The 16,545-nt window shown below is 68.4% G+C and carries 16 protein-coding genes and 1 tRNA gene; 8 read left to right on the forward strand and 9 right to left on the reverse strand.

The genetic code is table 11. The annotated features are described in order from the left end of the window. The first annotated feature begins 42 nt into the window (after positions 1 to 42). Positions 43 to 1,305: a flavin monoamine oxidase family protein gene (locus ABD197_RS14960; protein WP_344055652.1), complete on the forward strand. Its 1,263-nt coding sequence runs from the start codon at positions 43 to 45 to the stop codon at positions 1,303 to 1,305. Here the strand turns inward: ABD197_RS14960 and ABD197_RS14965 are convergent. Continuing rightward, entirely contained in the window at positions 1,253 to 2,899 is a 1,647-nt protein-coding gene (locus ABD197_RS14965) for a PucR family transcriptional regulator (RefSeq protein ID WP_344055653.1), read from the reverse strand. The genes ABD197_RS14960 and ABD197_RS14965 overlap by 53 nt on opposite strands. Before the next feature lie 86 nt (positions 2,900 to 2,985). Between ABD197_RS14965 and ABD197_RS14970 the strand changes: the two genes are divergently transcribed. From ABD197_RS14970 to ABD197_RS15000, 7 genes are all read left to right on the forward strand, one after another. Continuing rightward, positions 2,986 to 3,852, forward strand: coding sequence for a transporter substrate-binding domain-containing protein (locus tag ABD197_RS14970; RefSeq protein WP_344055654.1), 867 nt, complete (start codon positions 2,986 to 2,988; stop codon positions 3,850 to 3,852). Positions 3,853 to 3,887: 35 nt separating this feature from the next. After that, positions 3,888 to 4,817 (forward strand): amino acid ABC transporter permease, encoded by a 930-nt coding sequence (locus ABD197_RS14975; RefSeq protein ID WP_344055655.1) that lies wholly within the window; start codon positions 3,888 to 3,890, stop codon positions 4,815 to 4,817. Then, complete coding sequence (locus tag ABD197_RS14980; protein ID WP_344055656.1) at positions 4,814 to 5,575, forward strand: amino acid ABC transporter ATP-binding protein; 762 nt, start codon at positions 4,814 to 4,816, stop codon at positions 5,573 to 5,575. The genes ABD197_RS14975 and ABD197_RS14980 overlap by 4 nt, the downstream gene beginning before the upstream one ends. A 26-nt stretch (positions 5,576 to 5,601) precedes the next feature. Next, complete coding sequence (locus ABD197_RS14985) at positions 5,602 to 6,774, forward strand: alpha-hydroxy acid oxidase (RefSeq protein ID WP_344055657.1); 1,173 nt, start codon at positions 5,602 to 5,604, stop codon at positions 6,772 to 6,774. Positions 6,775 to 6,779: 5 nt separating this feature from the next. Then, positions 6,780 to 7,148, forward strand: a complete 369-nt coding sequence (locus ABD197_RS14990; protein WP_344055658.1) for a cupin domain-containing protein — start codon at positions 6,780 to 6,782, stop codon at positions 7,146 to 7,148. An 18-nt stretch (positions 7,149 to 7,166) separates the two neighbouring features. After that, complete coding sequence (locus ABD197_RS14995) at positions 7,167 to 7,292, forward strand: hypothetical protein (protein ID WP_344055659.1); 126 nt, start codon at positions 7,167 to 7,169, stop codon at positions 7,290 to 7,292. A gap of 146 nt (positions 7,293 to 7,438) precedes the next feature. Continuing rightward, the gene (locus tag ABD197_RS15000; RefSeq protein WP_344055660.1) at positions 7,439 to 8,986 is read left to right on the forward strand and encodes a CoA-acylating methylmalonate-semialdehyde dehydrogenase; all 1,548 of its coding nucleotides are present in this window, start codon (positions 7,439 to 7,441) and stop codon (positions 8,984 to 8,986) included. A gap of 8 nt (positions 8,987 to 8,994) precedes the next feature. Here the strand turns inward: ABD197_RS15000 and ABD197_RS15005 are convergent, their stop codons facing one another. The 8 genes from ABD197_RS15005 to ABD197_RS15040 all read right to left on the reverse strand — a co-directional run bounded on the left by ABD197_RS15005 (position 8,995) and on the right by ABD197_RS15040 (position 16,256). Beyond that, positions 8,995 to 10,488 carry a PucR family transcriptional regulator gene (locus ABD197_RS15005; RefSeq protein WP_344055661.1) on the reverse strand — a complete coding sequence of 498 codons (1,494 nt, stop codon included), beginning with the start codon at positions 10,486 to 10,488 and terminating at the stop codon, positions 8,995 to 8,997. Positions 10,489 to 10,520: 32 nt separating this feature from the next. Continuing rightward, entirely contained in the window at positions 10,521 to 11,966 is a 1,446-nt protein-coding gene (locus tag ABD197_RS15010) for an NAD(P)/FAD-dependent oxidoreductase (RefSeq protein ID WP_344055662.1), read from the reverse strand. Then, complete coding sequence (locus tag ABD197_RS15015; protein WP_344055663.1) at positions 11,963 to 12,328, reverse strand: cupin domain-containing protein; 366 nt, start codon at positions 12,326 to 12,328, stop codon at positions 11,963 to 11,965. Before ABD197_RS15015 ends, ABD197_RS15010 begins: the two co-directional genes overlap by 4 nt. Positions 12,329 to 12,333: 5 nt before the next feature. After that, positions 12,334 to 13,656, reverse strand: coding sequence for an aspartate aminotransferase family protein (locus ABD197_RS15020; protein WP_344055664.1), 1,323 nt, complete (start codon positions 13,654 to 13,656; stop codon positions 12,334 to 12,336). A 194-nt stretch (positions 13,657 to 13,850) separates the two neighbouring features. Then, positions 13,851 to 13,923 (reverse strand) — tRNA-Arg (locus ABD197_RS15025). Between the two features lie 67 nt (positions 13,924 to 13,990). Beyond that, a complete protein-coding gene (locus ABD197_RS15030) occupies positions 13,991 to 14,392 on the reverse strand; it encodes an MmcQ/YjbR family DNA-binding protein (RefSeq protein ID WP_344055665.1) in 402 nt (133 codons plus the stop codon). Between the two features lie 10 nt (positions 14,393 to 14,402). Further along, positions 14,403 to 14,993 (reverse strand): asparagine synthase, encoded by a 591-nt coding sequence (locus tag ABD197_RS15035; RefSeq protein WP_344055666.1) that lies wholly within the window; start codon positions 14,991 to 14,993, stop codon positions 14,403 to 14,405. A gap of 135 nt (positions 14,994 to 15,128) precedes the next feature. Next, positions 15,129 to 16,256 (reverse strand): fatty acid desaturase family protein, encoded by a 1,128-nt coding sequence (locus ABD197_RS15040; protein ID WP_425561041.1) that lies wholly within the window; start codon positions 16,254 to 16,256, stop codon positions 15,129 to 15,131. Positions 16,257 to 16,545: the final 289 nt, after the last annotated feature.

Consider the following 16,545-nt stretch of genomic DNA (forward strand, 5'->3'; position numbering starts at 1 on the left):
GGCATCCGGTTTCCCGGCCGAGCACACATCGAAGGGCGTCTTATGACACATCCAACGAAGGCACCGCTGGATGCCGATGTGATCGTCGTGGGCGGCGGCTTCGCCGGCGTCGTCGCCGCTCGGGAGGTGGCGGCCGGCGGGCACGACGTCCTTCTTCTCGAGGCGAGGGATCGCCTGGGCGGGCGCGTATGGACTCGCGAATATTCGGATGCCGATTTCGACATCGAGATCGGAGGCACATGGGTGCTGCCGGGCCACGAGGCCATCCTCGCTGAGATGCAGCGGTACGGCGTCCAGGCGACGCAGACGCGGATGCCGGAACACTTCGTCACGCGCATCGGCGATGACGACGTCCGCCGGTCGGCGACGCCCGGGGACTCCGCTCTGAGTGAGCTCGCCGCGGCGATGCGCACATCGCTGAGTGCGGCGGAGGCCGACGCCGACTCGCTGGCTGTCGTCGCCGAGACTGTGGGTCTCGAGGCACGGGTGTGGCTCGACGCCTGGACCTCCTACCTGATGGGCGCCCCCCTCGATCAGACGTCCGGCGCGTGGCGACTGCTGCTGGACCGAGCAGCCCTGCAGGACATCGACGCCTACAGCTGGAAGGTCGAGCGCGGCGCCCAGATGCTTTTCGCGTCCATCGCCCGAGACGGCGCTTTCGGGATCGCCGTGAACACGCCCGTGGCCTCGGTGAGGCGGACGCAGGAGGGCGTGCAGATCACCGACGCACGGGGCGACACCTTCTCCTGCGCTCTGGCGATCATCGCGGTGCCGGTGAACACCTGGGGCGACATCGCCTTCGATCCGCCCCTCGCGGGAAGTCGGGCACGCCTCGCCGACGAGCGGCAGCCGGGGCGCTCGGTCAAAGTGTGGATGATCGTGGACGGCGTGACGGACTTCGTCCGAACCGTCGACCCGTTCGGGGGCTTCGCCTACCTCCGCACCGAGCGACTGCTGCCGGACGGTCGCGCGCTCATGGTCGGGTTCTCCCATGCCGACGCGATGCCGGAGGTGAACGAGGCGGTCGTCGCCGACGCCCTCCGTCGGGTGATTCCCGAGGCCACGCTGGTGTCGATCGACGCCTACGACTGGAACAGCGACCCGTATGCACGGGGAACCTGGATGGCCCACAAACCCGGCCAGTGGGTCGACGCTCTCGCGTGCGAGGGGCGCGACGGGCCACTGATCTTCGCGGGTGCGGATATCGACCACGCGGCGCCGGGCACGATCGACGGCGCCGTCCGCTCCGGACTCAAGGCCGGCCGTCTTGCGCGTGAAGCGCTCGAGGCCGAGAGCCCTCGCTGACCCGTTCGCGGGTCGCAAGCCTCAGCCAGAGCCACAGCCGGGTGTCCGGGTCATCGAGATCGATGCCGAGCTCCTCGCGCACGCGCGTGAGACGGTTGCGCACGGTGTTCTGGTGGAGATGCAGCTTCGCACTGGCGGCGGCGATGCTCTGTCCCGCCTGGAGGTACTCGAAGGTCGTGAGGGTCAACTCGGTCGCATGGCGAAGGTCGAAGTCGCTGAGACGCTCCGCATGATCGGCGACGGCGAGGGGAAGATCGGCGAGAAATGTTCCGACTTGTGCCAGCGCCACTCGATCCCTGATGTCGTCGAACCGTGCGACCGCACCGTCCGCCGGCGCGGTGAGCAGGTATCCCAGGGCCAGTTCGGCTTCGCGCGCAGAGCGCGCGATCCCCGCGGGAGTGGTCGCAGCCCCTCCGAGCCCGGCTCTCACCGACGGGTCGGCGGATGCGACGAACTCGGCGTGAGCGCGGATCCGGGCTGCATCGCTCTCGGCGACGACCGATGTGACACCGTCGTCGACGATGGAGGTCCGCGAATGGGCGAACCATGTGGACGCGCTGCTCAGCACGACGTTCAGGAGACGCCTCAACGCGCGTGACCGAGACTCGTCAGGAGCCGTGGCGAAGTCGATCGCGAAGCGCTCGACCACGATGTCGACGCGCGGCGGGTAGCCCTGGCGGGCGGAGGTCACCGCCGCGGTGGAGGGGTCCAGCAACCCTGCCATCACGTCGCGGCGTCGATCGTCGATCTTCTCCGCTTCGTTCCGCGCGCGGCGAAAATGCTGTGCGAGCACAGGCTCGACGGTGTCCAGAAGCTCGGCGATCCGGGGCCCTGCGGCCTCGCTCGGCAGCACGACCCACACCGTGCCGAGCAGCTCCCCTCCCCCTCGGACGGCACGAGCGACCCGTCCGAACGACTCCCCTTCCGGCGGGAAGATCAGCGCTCGACTCGCGTTGACGACTGCGATCTGCTGGACGTCCTCTGAGGGATCCCGGTCCTCGCGAAGCGACAGCGTGATCCTCTTGCGCTCCGGATCCAGCGGCTGGTCGCTGAGCGTCGAGTACCCGAGGACCCGCCCCGTGGGGTCGACGAACCCGACCGCACCCCCGGCACGCGCGGCAAGGGCGTTGGCGGCGGCGAACAGGTCACCGACAGGAGCAGCGGCGACGTAGGACTGCCCTGCCGGATCGGCGATCGCGCGAAGCGCTGCGGCGATCTCGGCCCAGTCACCGTGAGAGGAAAGGCGAAGGACCGCGGGCGTCGATGACGCCCGCAGCTCCGCGGCCTCCCGGAGGACGATCGCGGCCGCACCGGATCGCGCGGCGGCGAGACGCAGTTCCTCGCCATCGGTGATCCCCGGACACAGCACGATCCGCCCGGACCAGTCGCCGTCGACTCCGCCCGACTCGTGGAAGCCCACACCGGAGTAGGAAACGTCATCGCTCCCGGCCACCAGCGCGAGGTGCGGCTCACACGTCGCGATCGCGTCTTTCAGGGTGACTTCGGGAGATCGACGTGTACCAACCATGTAGAAATCTCCACCCTCGTCGGTGACCTGCGAGTCGATCCTACATATCGCACCGGGTGCCTGCATCGCAGAATCAATCTCGAGCGGCACCACCACCCCACCTCGAGAAAAGAGACGCCATGCACTCCCGATCACCGCGTCGCGACCGACGAATGTCCACTCTGGTCGCCCTGAGCATCTCGGCGCTGGCCTTCACCGCCTGCGCAGGCACCACCGACTCCGACCCCTCGCCCGCGGCGGAACCGACCATGCCCGTCGTGCAGGATGCTGCCGATCTCGTTCCCGCGGCGATCAAGGACAAGGGGGTCCTGACCGTCGTCATGCCGACCAACGAGCCGCCCATGCAGTTCTACAAGCAGGGCACGAAGGACATGACCGGTGTCAACGCCGACATCGCCCGGCTGCTCGCCAGTGCCCTCGGCCTGGGCATCGACATCCAGATCGCCAACTTCGACGCGCTCATCCCCGGCCTCGCTGCGGGCCGCTACGACGCGACGGTGTCCTCGATGACGCCGACCGAGGAGCGGATGCAGACGCTGGACTTCGTGGAATACATGAACATCGGGTCCGCCGTGGGCGCCCTCGAGGAGACGGACGTCTCCATCGACGACATGTGCGGCAGATCAGTGGCCCTGCTCTCGGGCTCCTACCAGCTCTCCGTGAACATCCCGCTCATCGATGAGGCGTGCACGTCGGGCGGTGAGCAGCCGGTCGACGTCATGGTGTTCGCGGAGACACGCCAGGTCATCCAGGCCGTGACGAGCGGCCGCGCGGACGCCGCGTTCGCCGACTCCACCGTCATCGGATACGCGGCAGGTCAGAATCCCGGGTTCGTCGTCAAGTCGGAATTCGACAGTGCACCCGTCGCTGTGGGCATCCCGCACGACACCGGGTTGCTCGAGCCGGTCACGAAGGCGATGGAGGCGATCATCGACTCGCCGGAGTACATCGAGGTACTCACGACCTACGGCCTCGAGTCGGGCGCGATCACCGAAGTCGGCGTCAACGTCCCGCAGTGACGATCGACCCCCTGACGGCAACGAGGAGACGGAAGATGGCGCAATCATCTATCGATCAGTCCACGGCGACCTCCGTGAGCGAGACACTGACCTCTCTCACGGTGAAGAAGCACCGCCCCGTCGCGACGATCGTCGGCGGCATCCTGGTCGCCGTCATCGTGGTCGTCTTCCTCATCGACGTTCCTGGCAACCCCGGTTACGGTTGGCCCACGGTCCTGGAGTACCTGTTCGCACCCGAGGTACTCCAGGGCGTCCTCCTGACCATCATCCTCACCGTCATCGCCCAGACGGCCGGCATCGTCCTCGGGGTGCTACTGGCGGTCATGCGCGTCTCGCGCAATCCGGTGTTCTCGTGGGTTGCCGCGGCCTACATCTGGTTCTTCCGCGGAACCCCCCTGCTCGTGCAGTTGATCTTCTGGTACAACATCGCCGCCCTGTACCCGACGATCGCGTTCGGACTGCCGCTCGGGGGGCCGTCGATCGAGTTCGGGTCCGCCAACGTGCTGATCACGCCCCTCGCGGCCGCATTGCTCGGGCTCTCCCTCAACGAGGGTGCCTACATGGCCGAGATCGTGCGAAGCGGCATCAACTCCGTCGATGCGGGTCAGCTCGACGCGGGCCGGGCGATCGGCATGACCGGCGGCAAGCTGATGCGCCGTGTGATCCTGCCACAGGCTATGCGGGTAGTGATCCCCCCCACCGGCAACGAGGTCATCTCGATGCTGAAGAGCACCTCGCTGGTCAGCGTGCTGGCGATCTCCGATCTGCTGTATTCCGTGCAGACGATCTACGCGATCAACTACCAAGTCATTCCGCTGCTGCTCGTCGCCTGCGCGTGGTACCTGCTCATGACCAGCATCCTCACCGCCGTCCAGTCCCGGATCGAGGCGTACTACGGCCGGGGATTCGATCCACGTGCTCGCACCGGCCGGCTGCGCGGACGCCGAAAGGAAGACGCCCGATGAGCAACATGATCGACATCCGCGGAGCTCGGAAATCCTTCGGTCGCGACCTGGTCTTGAAAGACGTCTCGCTCCGGGTGCCGGTCGGCACCGTGACGTGCCTCATCGGTCCGTCCGGATCGGGCAAGACGACGCTCCTTCGCTGCGTGAACCGACTCGAGACCCTGGACGCCGGGATCATCCTCGTCGACGGACACATGGTCGGCACCACGACCCGTCGCGGGGTTCTGCACGAGGCGAAGGAGTCCGCGATCGCCCGCAGCCGCCGCACGACCGGCATGGTCTTCCAACGGTTCAACCTGTTCCCCCATCGAACCGTGATGCAGAACATCCTCGAGGGACCGGTGCACGTGCTCGGCCGCAAGAGTTCGGATGTGATCCCCGAAGCCCGTGTGCTCCTCGAGCGCGTGGGGTTGAGCGACAAGGAGAACGCCTACCCGCAAGAGCTCTCGGGAGGTCAGCAGCAGCGCATAGCGATCGCCCGCGCTCTGGCGATGAAACCCAAACTCATGCTCTTCGACGAGCCGACATCCGCATTGGACCCCGAACTGGTCGGCGACGTCCTCACCGTGATGCGCGACCTGGCCGACGAGGGGATGACGATGCTCGTCGTCACGCACGAGCTGGGGTTCGCCCGTGAGGTCGCCGACCAGGTCGTGTTCATGGCCGACGGCGTCGTCGTGGAAGCGGGAACCCCGGCGAAGGTGCTCACTGCTCCCGAGAACGAGCGCACACAGGCGTTCCTCTCTCGAATTCTCTAGAACCCCCCGAGCGCCGAGGACCATATATGAGCACGACCCCACGCAACATCGAAGACCTGTACGGGCGTGCCCGTCGCCGCCTGCCCGCGATGGTCGCCGACTTCTTGGACGGTGGAGCCCTGGACGAGCTGACGCTCCGCCGCAATCGCGACGACCTGGACGCGACGCTGCTCGCGCAGCGCGTGCTGGCCGACATCTCGACGCGATCTACGGCGACGACCCTGCTGGGCACCGGACTCTCGGTGCCCCTCATCGTCTCGCCGATGGGCCTGCTGACTCTGCTGCACCCGGACGCCGACGTCGCGATCGCACGGGCCTCGGCGGAGGCGGGAAGCATCTTCATCCACAGCCCGTGGTCGGGATGCTCCTTGCGCGACGTCGTCGCGGTGGCGCCCGGACGAGTCTGGGCGCAGATCGCGTTCTGGAAGGCGGCGCACGAGACGGAACAGCACATCGAGCAAGCGCGTGCCGCCGGTGTCGACACCCTCGTGATCGCGGGGGATGTCGGCATCTCGAGCAAACGGGAGAGGGACATGCGCCACGGCACCGCGATGCCTCCACGCCCCCCGTTCCGCGACGTGGTGGATGTCGCACTGCATCCCGGATGGCTCTGGCGATTCGCCACCGGCCGCCCCCTCACGCTCGGTTCGTACCTCATCGATGGGCGAGCGATCCGGATGTCGGAGATCGGTGATTGGCTGCACGGCAACGAGAACCCGGCCGCCACCTGGGCGGACGTCGAAGCCGTGCGTCGTTCGTGGCCGGGCAAGCTCGTCGTGAAGGGCATCATGTCGCCGGCGGACGCACGACGCGCCGTCGATGCCGGCGTCGACGGTGTCTTCGTCTCGAACCATGGCGGACGGCAGTTCGACGATCAGCAGAGCACGATCTCCGCACTCCCCGGCGTCGTCGACGCGGTCGACGGCCGAGCCGAGATCATCGTCGACGGCGGGGTCCGGCGGGGCTCCGACATCGCCAAGGCACTCGCCCTCGGCGCGCACGGGGTTTCGGCAGGACGCCCGTTCGCCTACGGGCTCGCGGCGGCGGGAGGACAAGGAGTTCGGCACGCGTTCGAGATCCTCACCGGGGAGTTCAGCACGGCGATGGGGATGGTCGGCGCGAGCTCGCCGGCGGATCTGACTCGAGACGTGCTTGCGGTCGAGAGTCCGTCGTCCGATCGATCGGCGGTCGTACGGTGAGCGAGGTGGAGATCGCGTCACCGGTACCCGTCCTCGTGCGCGGGGCCTCGGTGAGCCTCGGGCCGTTCGCGCCGTGGGGCCCGGCCCTGACGGACGGCATGCGTGCGGCGGAACGACAGTTCTACGCCGATCCGGCCGCCGGTGTCCAGATGGGGTACTGGGAGGGCACACCAGGCGAGAGCCGCGCTTCCCGCGACGGCTATACGGAGATCTTCCACGTCATCTCCGGCGAGGCGACCCTGCACACCGACGGTGCTGAGAGCATTCGCCTCGAGGCGGGCGACACCGTGTCGACGCCCTCCGGATGGTCCGGCCGCTGGGAGATCCATCGGCCTCTTCGGAAGATGTTCGTCGTCGTCTACGACCGCGGCTGAGCATCACCGATGAGGCCCATGATTCCTGCGAGCACCGATACGCGTTCCCACCCGGCAGAGCCGGCTGTCACGACGGCGCTCCCGCACCTCGAGGACGTCGTCCCGCTCACCACCGCGACGATCGTCGTTCTGGGGTACGACTGAGTCTGACTGCGCAGACGTCCAGGACCGCGGCTGACCATCACCGTCGCGGTCGGGGCAGACGTGTCCATCGACGACTTGTCCTGACCCGTGTCGCATCGCGCCCGATTGGCAGCGCCTCGACTGCTCTCAGCCCGTTGACTGGACGCATGTCGAATCCGTCTCTCCTTGCCTCGCCCTCCCCCGCTGCCGAGACCGACCGATCGATCTCGCATTGGATCGACGGCGCGGAGTACCCCTCATCGAGCGGACGCACCGCCTCGGTGTTCAATCCCGCCACGGGTGCGGTCACGGCCCAGGTCGCTCTCGCCGATGACGCCGAGATCGCCGCCGCGATCGCGTCCGCCCGGTCGGGCTTCGCGGTGTGGTCGCAGTACTCGATCGCCAAGCGACAGGCTGTGCTGTTCGCGTTCCGTGAGCTGCTGAACGTCCGCAAAGACGAGCTCGCGCGCATCATCACCGCTGAGCACGGCAAGGTGCTCTCGGACGCGATGGGCGAGATCCTGCGGGGCCAGGAGGTGGTCGAGCTGGCCACCGGCTTCCCGCACCTGATCAAGGGCGCGTTCAGCGAGAACGTCTCGACCGGCATCGACGTCTACTCGATCAAGCAGCCGCTCGGCATCGTCGGTGTCATCTCTCCGTTCAACTTCCCCGCGATGGTCCCGATGTGGTTCTTCCCGATCGCGATCGCGGCGGGGAATGCGGTGATCCTCAAGCCGTCCGAGAAGAATCCGTCCGCGTCCCTGTGGATGGCGCGTCTCTGGAAGGAGGCGGGGCTGCCGGACGGAGTCTTCACCGTGCTGCAGGGCGACAAGCTGGCCGTCGACGGCCTCCTGGAGAGCCCCGATGTCCAGTCGATCTCCTTCGTCGGCTCGACGCCGATCGCGCAGTACATCTATGAGACGGCATCCCGCCACGGCAAACGCGTGCAGGCCCTCGGGGGCGCCAAGAACCACATGCTCGTCCTGCCGGATGCCGACCTCGACCTCGTCGCCGATCAGGCGGTCAACGCCGGATTCGGCGCCGCCGGGGAACGGTGCATGGCGATCTCGGTCGTCCTGGCGGTGGAGCCGATCGCCGACGAGCTGATCGCCAAGATCAGCGAACGGATCGCCCGCCTTCGCATCGGCAACGGCGCGGACGCCGCGGAACCGGACATGGGCCCCCTGATCACGGGCGTCCACCGCGAGAAGGTCTCCTCGTACGTCGACATCGCGGAGCGCGACGGCGCGAAGATCGTCGTCGACGGGCGCGACTTCCGCGTCGATGGGCTCGAGGACGGCTTCTTCTTCGGCCCGACGCTCATCGACGACATCCCCGTCACTTCACGCGCCTACCGCGAGGAGATCTTCGGCCCGGTCCTCTCGGTCGTCCGCGTGGCCGGCTACGACGAAGGCCTCGAGCTGATCAACTCCGGCCGCTTCGGCAACGGCACCGCGATCTTCACGAACGACGGCGGCGCCGCCCGGCGGTTCCAGAACGAGGTGCAGGTGGGCATGATCGGCATCAACGTGCCCATTCCGGTACCGGTGGCCTACCACTCGTTCGGCGGCTGGAAGCAATCCCTGTTCGGCGACGCGAAGGCCTACGGAGTCCACGGCTTCGACTTCTTCACGCGAGAGAAGGCCGTCACCTCCCGCTGGCTCGACCCGGCCGCGCACGGCGGCATCAACCTGGGCTTCCCGCAGAACAGCTGACCGGGCGGTCATTCCCGCCGGGCGAGCTCCAGCGCGGCCCACAGTTCGGCCCGGCCCGCGAAGGTCTCGAGGTCCAGTCCGAGCACCTGGCCGAGCTGGGCCACCCGGGCGCGCAGCGTGTGCCGGTGGATGCCGAGCACACGCGCGGCGGGATCCCAGGCCGCGTTCGCATCGAGCCAGACCTGCGCCGAACGGATCAGGCGCCCGCGCTCGGCCTCGTCCATCGTCGCAAGCGGCTCGAGGATGCTCCGCGAGAGCATCTCGCCGCCTCGTGTCCGCAGCGCGCCGATCAGGCCCCGATCGGCGATGTCGTCGTAGAACGCGACCCCGGAGACGTCGTTCGCCGCGTGCGAGGACATGCGGATGCCGTCCTCCACTCCCGCCCAGGACTCCAGGCGCGCCACCCCCACGCCGATCCCGCGCTTCTCGGCGACGGCCGTCACGGCCGGCAGCGCTTCCTCGGCCATGAGCAGGATCACTCGATCGTCGCGCTCCGCGACGAAGAGTGCACCCGTGCGATCTTCGGTGTTCTCGAGCTCTTCGAGCACGGCGCCGTCCCAGCTCGTCGCCACGGCGATCCGACACGGTGGTTCAGGCAGGGTGGCACCGACCGCGCGCGCCGTGCGCTGCGCCTCCCGCACCCTGCCCGCGACGAGCATCTCGACGACCGCGCTGCGGACGCGGCGGCGCGAGGCCTGGAGACGGCGCTGCTGCTCGAGCGCGATGCTCGCGATCGCGATGACGGTGCCGATGAGATCCTTCTCCGCGGGGTCGAGGCGCTCGGGGTTGCCCACCGCGAGCACTCCACGCAGTCGCCGGGACCGCCCGATCGTCTGGAGCGTCGCGCGGGCCTCACCCTCGGTGTCCAGGCTCGCCGGCAGCCCCCGCCCGAGCAGCATCCGCGCCTGCTCACCGGCACCGCCGTCGCTCGCGTCGGGCACGGCGCCCGCACTGCCGACGACGCTTCCCTTCGCGTCGAAGAGCACGACCCACGTCTGCAGACGGATCGCGAGCGTCCGCAGGATCTCGCCCAGACCGTCATCGCGCAGCGCCGCCCCCGCCACCGCCCGCTGGGCGTCCAGGAGCCAGGCGTACCGGCTCACCCGCTCTGCGGCGATCACGTCGGCGACGAACCGGATGATCCCGATGAAGGGCGTGCGAGCGCCGACCTCGAACAGCGGCAGTCCCGTCTGCGCGCACGCCTCGGCCAGCGCGGGAGGGACCCGGTCGTGGATGACATCGACGGCGAAGCCGATCCCGGCGATGTCGGCGCCGCGAAGGCGTCGGCAGTACGCCAGGACGTCGGCATCCGACCTGTCCTCGGTGAACTGCGCTCCATCCGTCAGCAGCAGATTGCCCGGCTCCAACCACGGAGCGGGGTCCCAGAGGTCCGAGCTGTGCACCCACGACAGGGGCCGGTCCCACGCATCGTCGGAGACAGCCGCGAGGGGTCGGATGGCGAAGGATCGCTCTGCGACGAGGGTTCTGAGCGTGGCCGGCATCTCAGCCACAACTGTAGGCGCGATCGCCCTGATCAGGAGTCGAAGCCGACGCCGAAGAGCCCGGCCGTCTTCAGCAGCAGTCCGTCTTTGCCGCCGTTGCGGTCCGAGGCAGCCACGGCGTTGCGCATCATCTGGATGAGCGGGTATGCGAACGGCTCCGGCGGAATCGGAATGGGGAGCCGCCGGGACATCTTCAGCCCGGTCCGTTCGGTGTCCCGGCCCTCGAGGAGATCGAGCATCACCTCCGCGCCGAACCGGGTCGCCACCACACCGAGCCCTGTGTATCCCGCGCTGTATGCGACGCGGCCGCCCCGGGCGACGCCGTGGAACGCGACCAGCTGCGTCGACATATCGATCGCGCCGCCCCACGTGTGGGTGAAGCGGATGCCGGCCAATTGCGGGAACGTGAGGAAGAAGTGATCGGCCAGACGCTCGAACGTCTCGGGGCGCAGATCCTGCTCCGGCCGCACTTTGCCCCCGCGGTGGTAGACGGCGTCGTATCCGCCGAACAGGATCCGGTTGTCGGCGGTCTTCCGGTAGTAGTGGAACTCCCGCGACGAATCGGTGATGCCGTGCCGCTCGGTCCATCCGATCGCCTGCAACTGCTCCTCGGTGAGCGGCTCGGTCATCAGGACGTAGTCGTACACCGGCACGGTGAACAGGCGCAGACTCGGCAGGAGCGACGGGAAGACGTTCGTGGCGAGCGCCACGCGCTCGGCACTGATGACGCCTTCGCTCGTGGTGACCTCGACGCGGCCGGAGGCATCGATGCGCAGATCCTTCGCGCGCGTGCGCTCGAAGATCCGGACGCCCAAGCGCTCGGCGGCCTCCGCGAGCCCGCGCGCGAGTTTGGCCGGGTGCACATAGGCCTGCCCCTCCTCGGTGAACAGACCGGCGCGGTAGAGCGGTGAGTCGCCCCGGGCGCGGAGGGCGTCGCCCTCGAGAAAGACCGCGTCGTGGTCGGCATCGCCCGCCGCCGCGTCGCGCAGCCACGGCACTTGGTGCGGCTCCGTCGCGACCGTCAGGGTTCCGGTCTCCTCCCACTCCGCATCGATCCCGTAGCAGCTGATCGTGTCGCGGAACGCGGTGAAGTTGTCCTTCTCGAGGCGGCGGATGAGGGCCATCTCGTCGGCGAAGTGCAACTCGCCGTTCTCCTCACCGTGCGTCAGGCTCGCCTCCGCGAACCCGCCGTTGCGGCCGCTCGCCGCCCATCCCACCCGGACACCGTCGATGAGGGTGACTGAGCGCTGCGGATCGCGCTCCTTCGCGATGAGCGCCGTCCAGAGGCCGCAGAATCCGCCACCCACCACGAGGAGGTCGGTCTCATGGCGGCCGGCGAGTGCGGGGCGCTGCGACGCGGAACCCAGATCGTCGATCCAGAACGGCACCGTGCGGGCGCCCGTGAGAGAACGGCGGACCGCGTCGATCGGAGTCTTCAGCTCGTGCCCGTAGGCGGTGGGCGGGATCGCAGCGGTCATGAGTCGCTCGCCTCTCGTTCGATGACGTACACCTTACGGAGGGCACGCGACACGTCCCAGCGTGTCGCGGAGCCCGCCGACAATCGGCACAGGGACCCGGGTCGCAGGTCGATCCGCTCCGTCTCCAGCCCGTCCACCAGCAGCGTCACGGACGCCTCCCCCTCCAGCACGATGAAGACCTCGTCGATCTCGATGTCGCGCATGCCGCCTTCGGTCATCTCCCAGATGCCGATCTCGACGCCGAACACGTCGAGCACCGGCTGCACACCCGTGCGCGGGGATCCGGAGGTCACCTGCTCCCGGGGCACCTCGACCAGAGGCAGGTCGGCGGCGAGCACGTCGACGGAGCTGAACGCATCCATGTCCGTCACGCCTTCCGTCCGTGGCGATCGATGACCTCGGCGATGATCTCCAGCCCGCGCGCGGCATCCGCTTCGCCGATCACGGCCGGCGGAACGATGTGCAACCGGTTCTCCGCCGTGAAGCCGAGGACCCCGCGCGAGAGCAGGTCGGACTTGATCGCCGCGACGACCGAGCCGGCGATCGGGTCGCGCGTCTCGCGGTCGGCGACGAGTTCGACCGCCCAGAACACTCCGCGACCGCGCACCTCCCCCACGATCGGCGACGAACCGGCGAGCTCGCGCAGCCGGGGTCCGATCACCGTCTCGCCGATCGCGCGCGCGTTCTCGACCACGCCCTCCTCCGCCATGGCCTCCAGCGTCGCCACGATGCTCGCCGCGGCCAACGGGTGGCCCGAATACGTCAGTCCGCCCGGGAACACCCGCTCATCGAACGCCGCGGCGATCGGCGCGGAGATGATCACGCCGCCCACGGGCACATAGCCCGAGTTGACGCCCTTCGCGAAAGTGATGAGGTCGGGCCGCACGTCGAACGCGTCGAAGGCGAACCACTCACCGGCGCGTCCGAATCCCGCCATGACCTCATCGAGGATCAGCACGATGCCGTGACGGTCCGCGATCGCCCGCACGCCGGCCAGGTAGCCCGGCGGCGGCACGAGGATGCCGGCGGTTCCCGGAATCGACTCCAGGAGGATCGCGGCGACGCTGTCCGCGCCCTCGGCCTGGATCGTGCGCTCGAGGTGGCGCAGCGCCCGCGCCGACTCCTCCTGCGGAGACTGTGCCCAGAACTCCGAGCGGTAGAGGTACGGCCCGAACACGTGGACATGTCCGCGGGCGTACTCGTTCGGGATGCGCCGCCAGTCCCCCGTCGCACTGATGGCCGCACCCGTGTTGCCGTGGTACGAGCGGTAGTGCGAGATGACCTTCTCGCGACCCGTGGTCAGGCGCGCGAGCCGGATGGCGTTCTCGTTCGCGTCGGCGCCGCCGTTCGTGAAGAACACCTTGGCGAACCCTTCCGGCGCCCGCTCCAGGATGAGCTCGGCGGCGCGCGCCCGGGTCGCGTTCGCGTGTGCCGGTGCCACGGTGGCAAGCTGTTCGGCTTGCGTCCGGATCGCCTCGACCACCTTCGGATGCTGGTGGCCGATGTTCACGTTCACGAGCTGACTCGAGAAGTCGAGGTAGCGACGCCCCTCGGCATCCCAGACTTCGACCCCGGCCCCGCCCGCGATGGGAAGCGGATCGAGGGAGCCCTGCGCGGACCAGGAGTGGAAGACGCTCCGTCGGTCGCGCTCGGAGATCTCGGCGTTCGAAGAGGAGAGAAGAAGCGTCATGATCTCAGTGTCCGGTGGCGCGACCCGTGGGTCGAGTGCCGATTCGGCGGCGCCGAGACCCCCGAGAGGACAAGTCGGCACGCGCGAGGTCGCGAGCCGCTCATGCGACGCGCCGCCCCGGACGGCAAGCGAGAACCCCGAAACAAGAAACGGCCCGCCGAAGCGGACCGTTCCCTCACTGTCTCAACACAGTGTGCGCCCGAAGAGACTCGAACTCCCAACCTTCTGATCCGTAGTCAGATGCTCTATCCATTGAGCTACGGGCGCATGGCCGCCCTCGCGAGCAGGCCAGCGTCCAGAATACCCCACGCGTCCGCTCCTGCCGAATCGGGGCTCAATCCGCCACAGGCACGACGGGAGCGGCATCCAATGCCCGCAGCTGGCGGACCAGCGCGACCCGGCGATACGACGTGTCCAGCAGCTCTTCCAACAAGCCCCAGTCGCCGGATGCCGCGTCCACGCGGATCGCGAGCCATCCGTACGCGCCCTCATACAGCGGCACGAACACGTCGTCGCGTTCGAGAAGGGCTTCGCGCTCGAGCGGGTCGGGGAGGAACTCGACAGCGCCGTCGGGTTCGTGCGCCGCGCCGACGATCGCGAACTGCGGCTTGCCGGCGCGAAAGGTGAAGCGGCCGTGGGCGATCACCTCCGCGGCCTCGGGATACCGCATGCACAATCCCCGCACCCGTTGCACGAGCGGGTGATCGGACGCGAACCTCAGCGGATGCTCCGGCATGCGGGCGACCCTACTCCGCAGGGACCTCTTCCGCAGGGTCAGCGCCCGCATTCTCGCTGCGCGCCAGCGTGCGCCGGTGCGCGGAGAGCCGCGGCAGGTCCACGAGCCGGAGCGCCTGCATCCGCGCACCGCGCATCATCTCGTAGTCGGGGTCGACGTCCGGGCGCATCCCCTCCACCTTCAACCGGCGCTGCAGGTTGGCCTCGACGTCGCCCCACGCCGCGTCCCGCGCTTCCTCGACGAGCTCGCGCACCGCGTTCGCGTCGTCCGCCCGGGCGCGCAGCTCCTTGGCCACACCGCGGTACTGACGCTCACGCTTGCGCAGGTTGCGCATGTCGCGGTCCCGGTAGTCGTGCGTGCCGTCGGAGTCGGTGAACTTGCCCCACGCACGCTTGCGCTGCGTGCGTGCGAGCGCTGCCGCGTCCTCCTGCTCCTTCGCGAGGGAGAGGAGAGTCTCCCTCGCGAACGGCGAGATCTGGGCGAGGTCGAACGTCTCGTCGTTCGCGATCGTGGCGACGAGGATGTGGTTGCGCACGCTCAGACGCGCTGCCGCGGACGCGATCGAGACGCCTTCGGCGACGGCATCCGCGGTCTTCCCCATGCGCGCACCTCCCCTGCTCTCGAGGGTACCGTCCGCGCCCGGCGGGGGCGCGCCCAGCGCGGAGCCGCCGCACACGACGACGCCGGTCGCCTCGCTGCAGGAGCAGAGACGACCGGCGTCGAGAGACGGTGACGATCAGCTCGTCAGGGATCCCTTGTTGCGGAACTTCGCGACGATGCCGCACTCGAACGGATCACGGGCGGCGAGGCCGACGTCGTTCAGGTACCGGATGACGATGCCGTAGGACTTGATGAGCGTCGTCTCGGTGTACGGAACGCCCAGCGTCTTGCAGTGCTCGATCACGATCTCGCGCGCCTGGGCGAGGTGCGGACGCGGCATGCTCGGGAACAGGTGGTGCTCGATCTGGTAGTTGAGCCCGCCCATGAGCCACGTGGCCCACCATCCGCCGGAGATGTTGCGGGACGTGCGGACCTGCTTCGTGAAGAAGTCGAGCTTCGCGTCGGCATCGATGATCGGCATGCCCTTGTGGTTCGGAGCGAATGCCGCACCCATGTAGATGCCGAAGACGGCCATCTGGACGCCGATGAAGGCGAACGCCATGCCCAGCGGCAGGAAGAGGAAGACGGGGGTGAGGACGAGCGCGAAGCGCAGCGTGAGCAGACCGATCTCGAGCCAGCGGTCCTTGACCTCGTGGCGGAAGTTCAGGACGTGGCGGAACGCGAGGAAGTGCAGGTTGAGCCCCTCGAGCGTGAGGAGCGGGAAGAACAGCCAGCCCTGGTGACGTGTGATGAGGCTCATCGGCCCGCTGACCTTCTCGGCGTCGACCTCCAGGAAGCGGATCGTGTCGACCTCGATGTCGGGGTCCTTGCTGACACGGTTCGGGTTCGCGTGGTGCCGGGTGTGCTTCGAGCCCCACCAGTCGCGGCTCATCCCCACGATGCCGTTGCCGATGATGAGGCCCAGCATGTCGTTCGCGCGGCCGGACTTGAGGATCGTGCGGTGGGCCGCTTCGTGGGAGAGGAACGCGACCTGCGTGAACAGGATGCCGAGCGCCGCGGCGATCAGAAGCTGGAACCAGCTGTCACCCAGGAGGACGAAACCGGTGATCGCTCCCGCGAAGCCGAGCGTGATCGCGGTCGCGACCAGGATGTAGAACCACGGGGTCCGCTCCAGCAGACCTGTCTCACGCACCACCTGGGACACCTTGGTGTAGGCCTGGGTGATGGGCGGGAAGCTCTCCTTGCGTGCGTACGTCTGACGGACGCGGCCCATCGTGGACTCGGGTGCGGTGAGTGTAGTGATTTGCGACACCTGCCTATTCGGGGGATCCCGCTGGGGCGGAACGGGCGGAGGCGAAAGACGGGTGCCGATCGCTTTCACCTCACAGTACGCGCCGGTTTATGCGGGCGCCGGAATGTGATAGCAGTCTCATCACCTGCGGGGCAGATACCCAGTCTCGCCCTCACAGGCTCCCCCCTGCCGCTCGTGCTAGCGTGAACACGGCGGATCCTCCGCCCAGCGTCGTTGTCACGCTTCGCGGCTCTCATGCCGCGGCTCATTTCATACGGCGAACCGATGCGCGAACCCGCGC

This window comes from Microbacterium lacus (assembly GCF_039531105.1).
GTDB lineage: Bacteria > Actinomycetota > Actinomycetes > Actinomycetales > Microbacteriaceae > Microbacterium > Microbacterium lacus.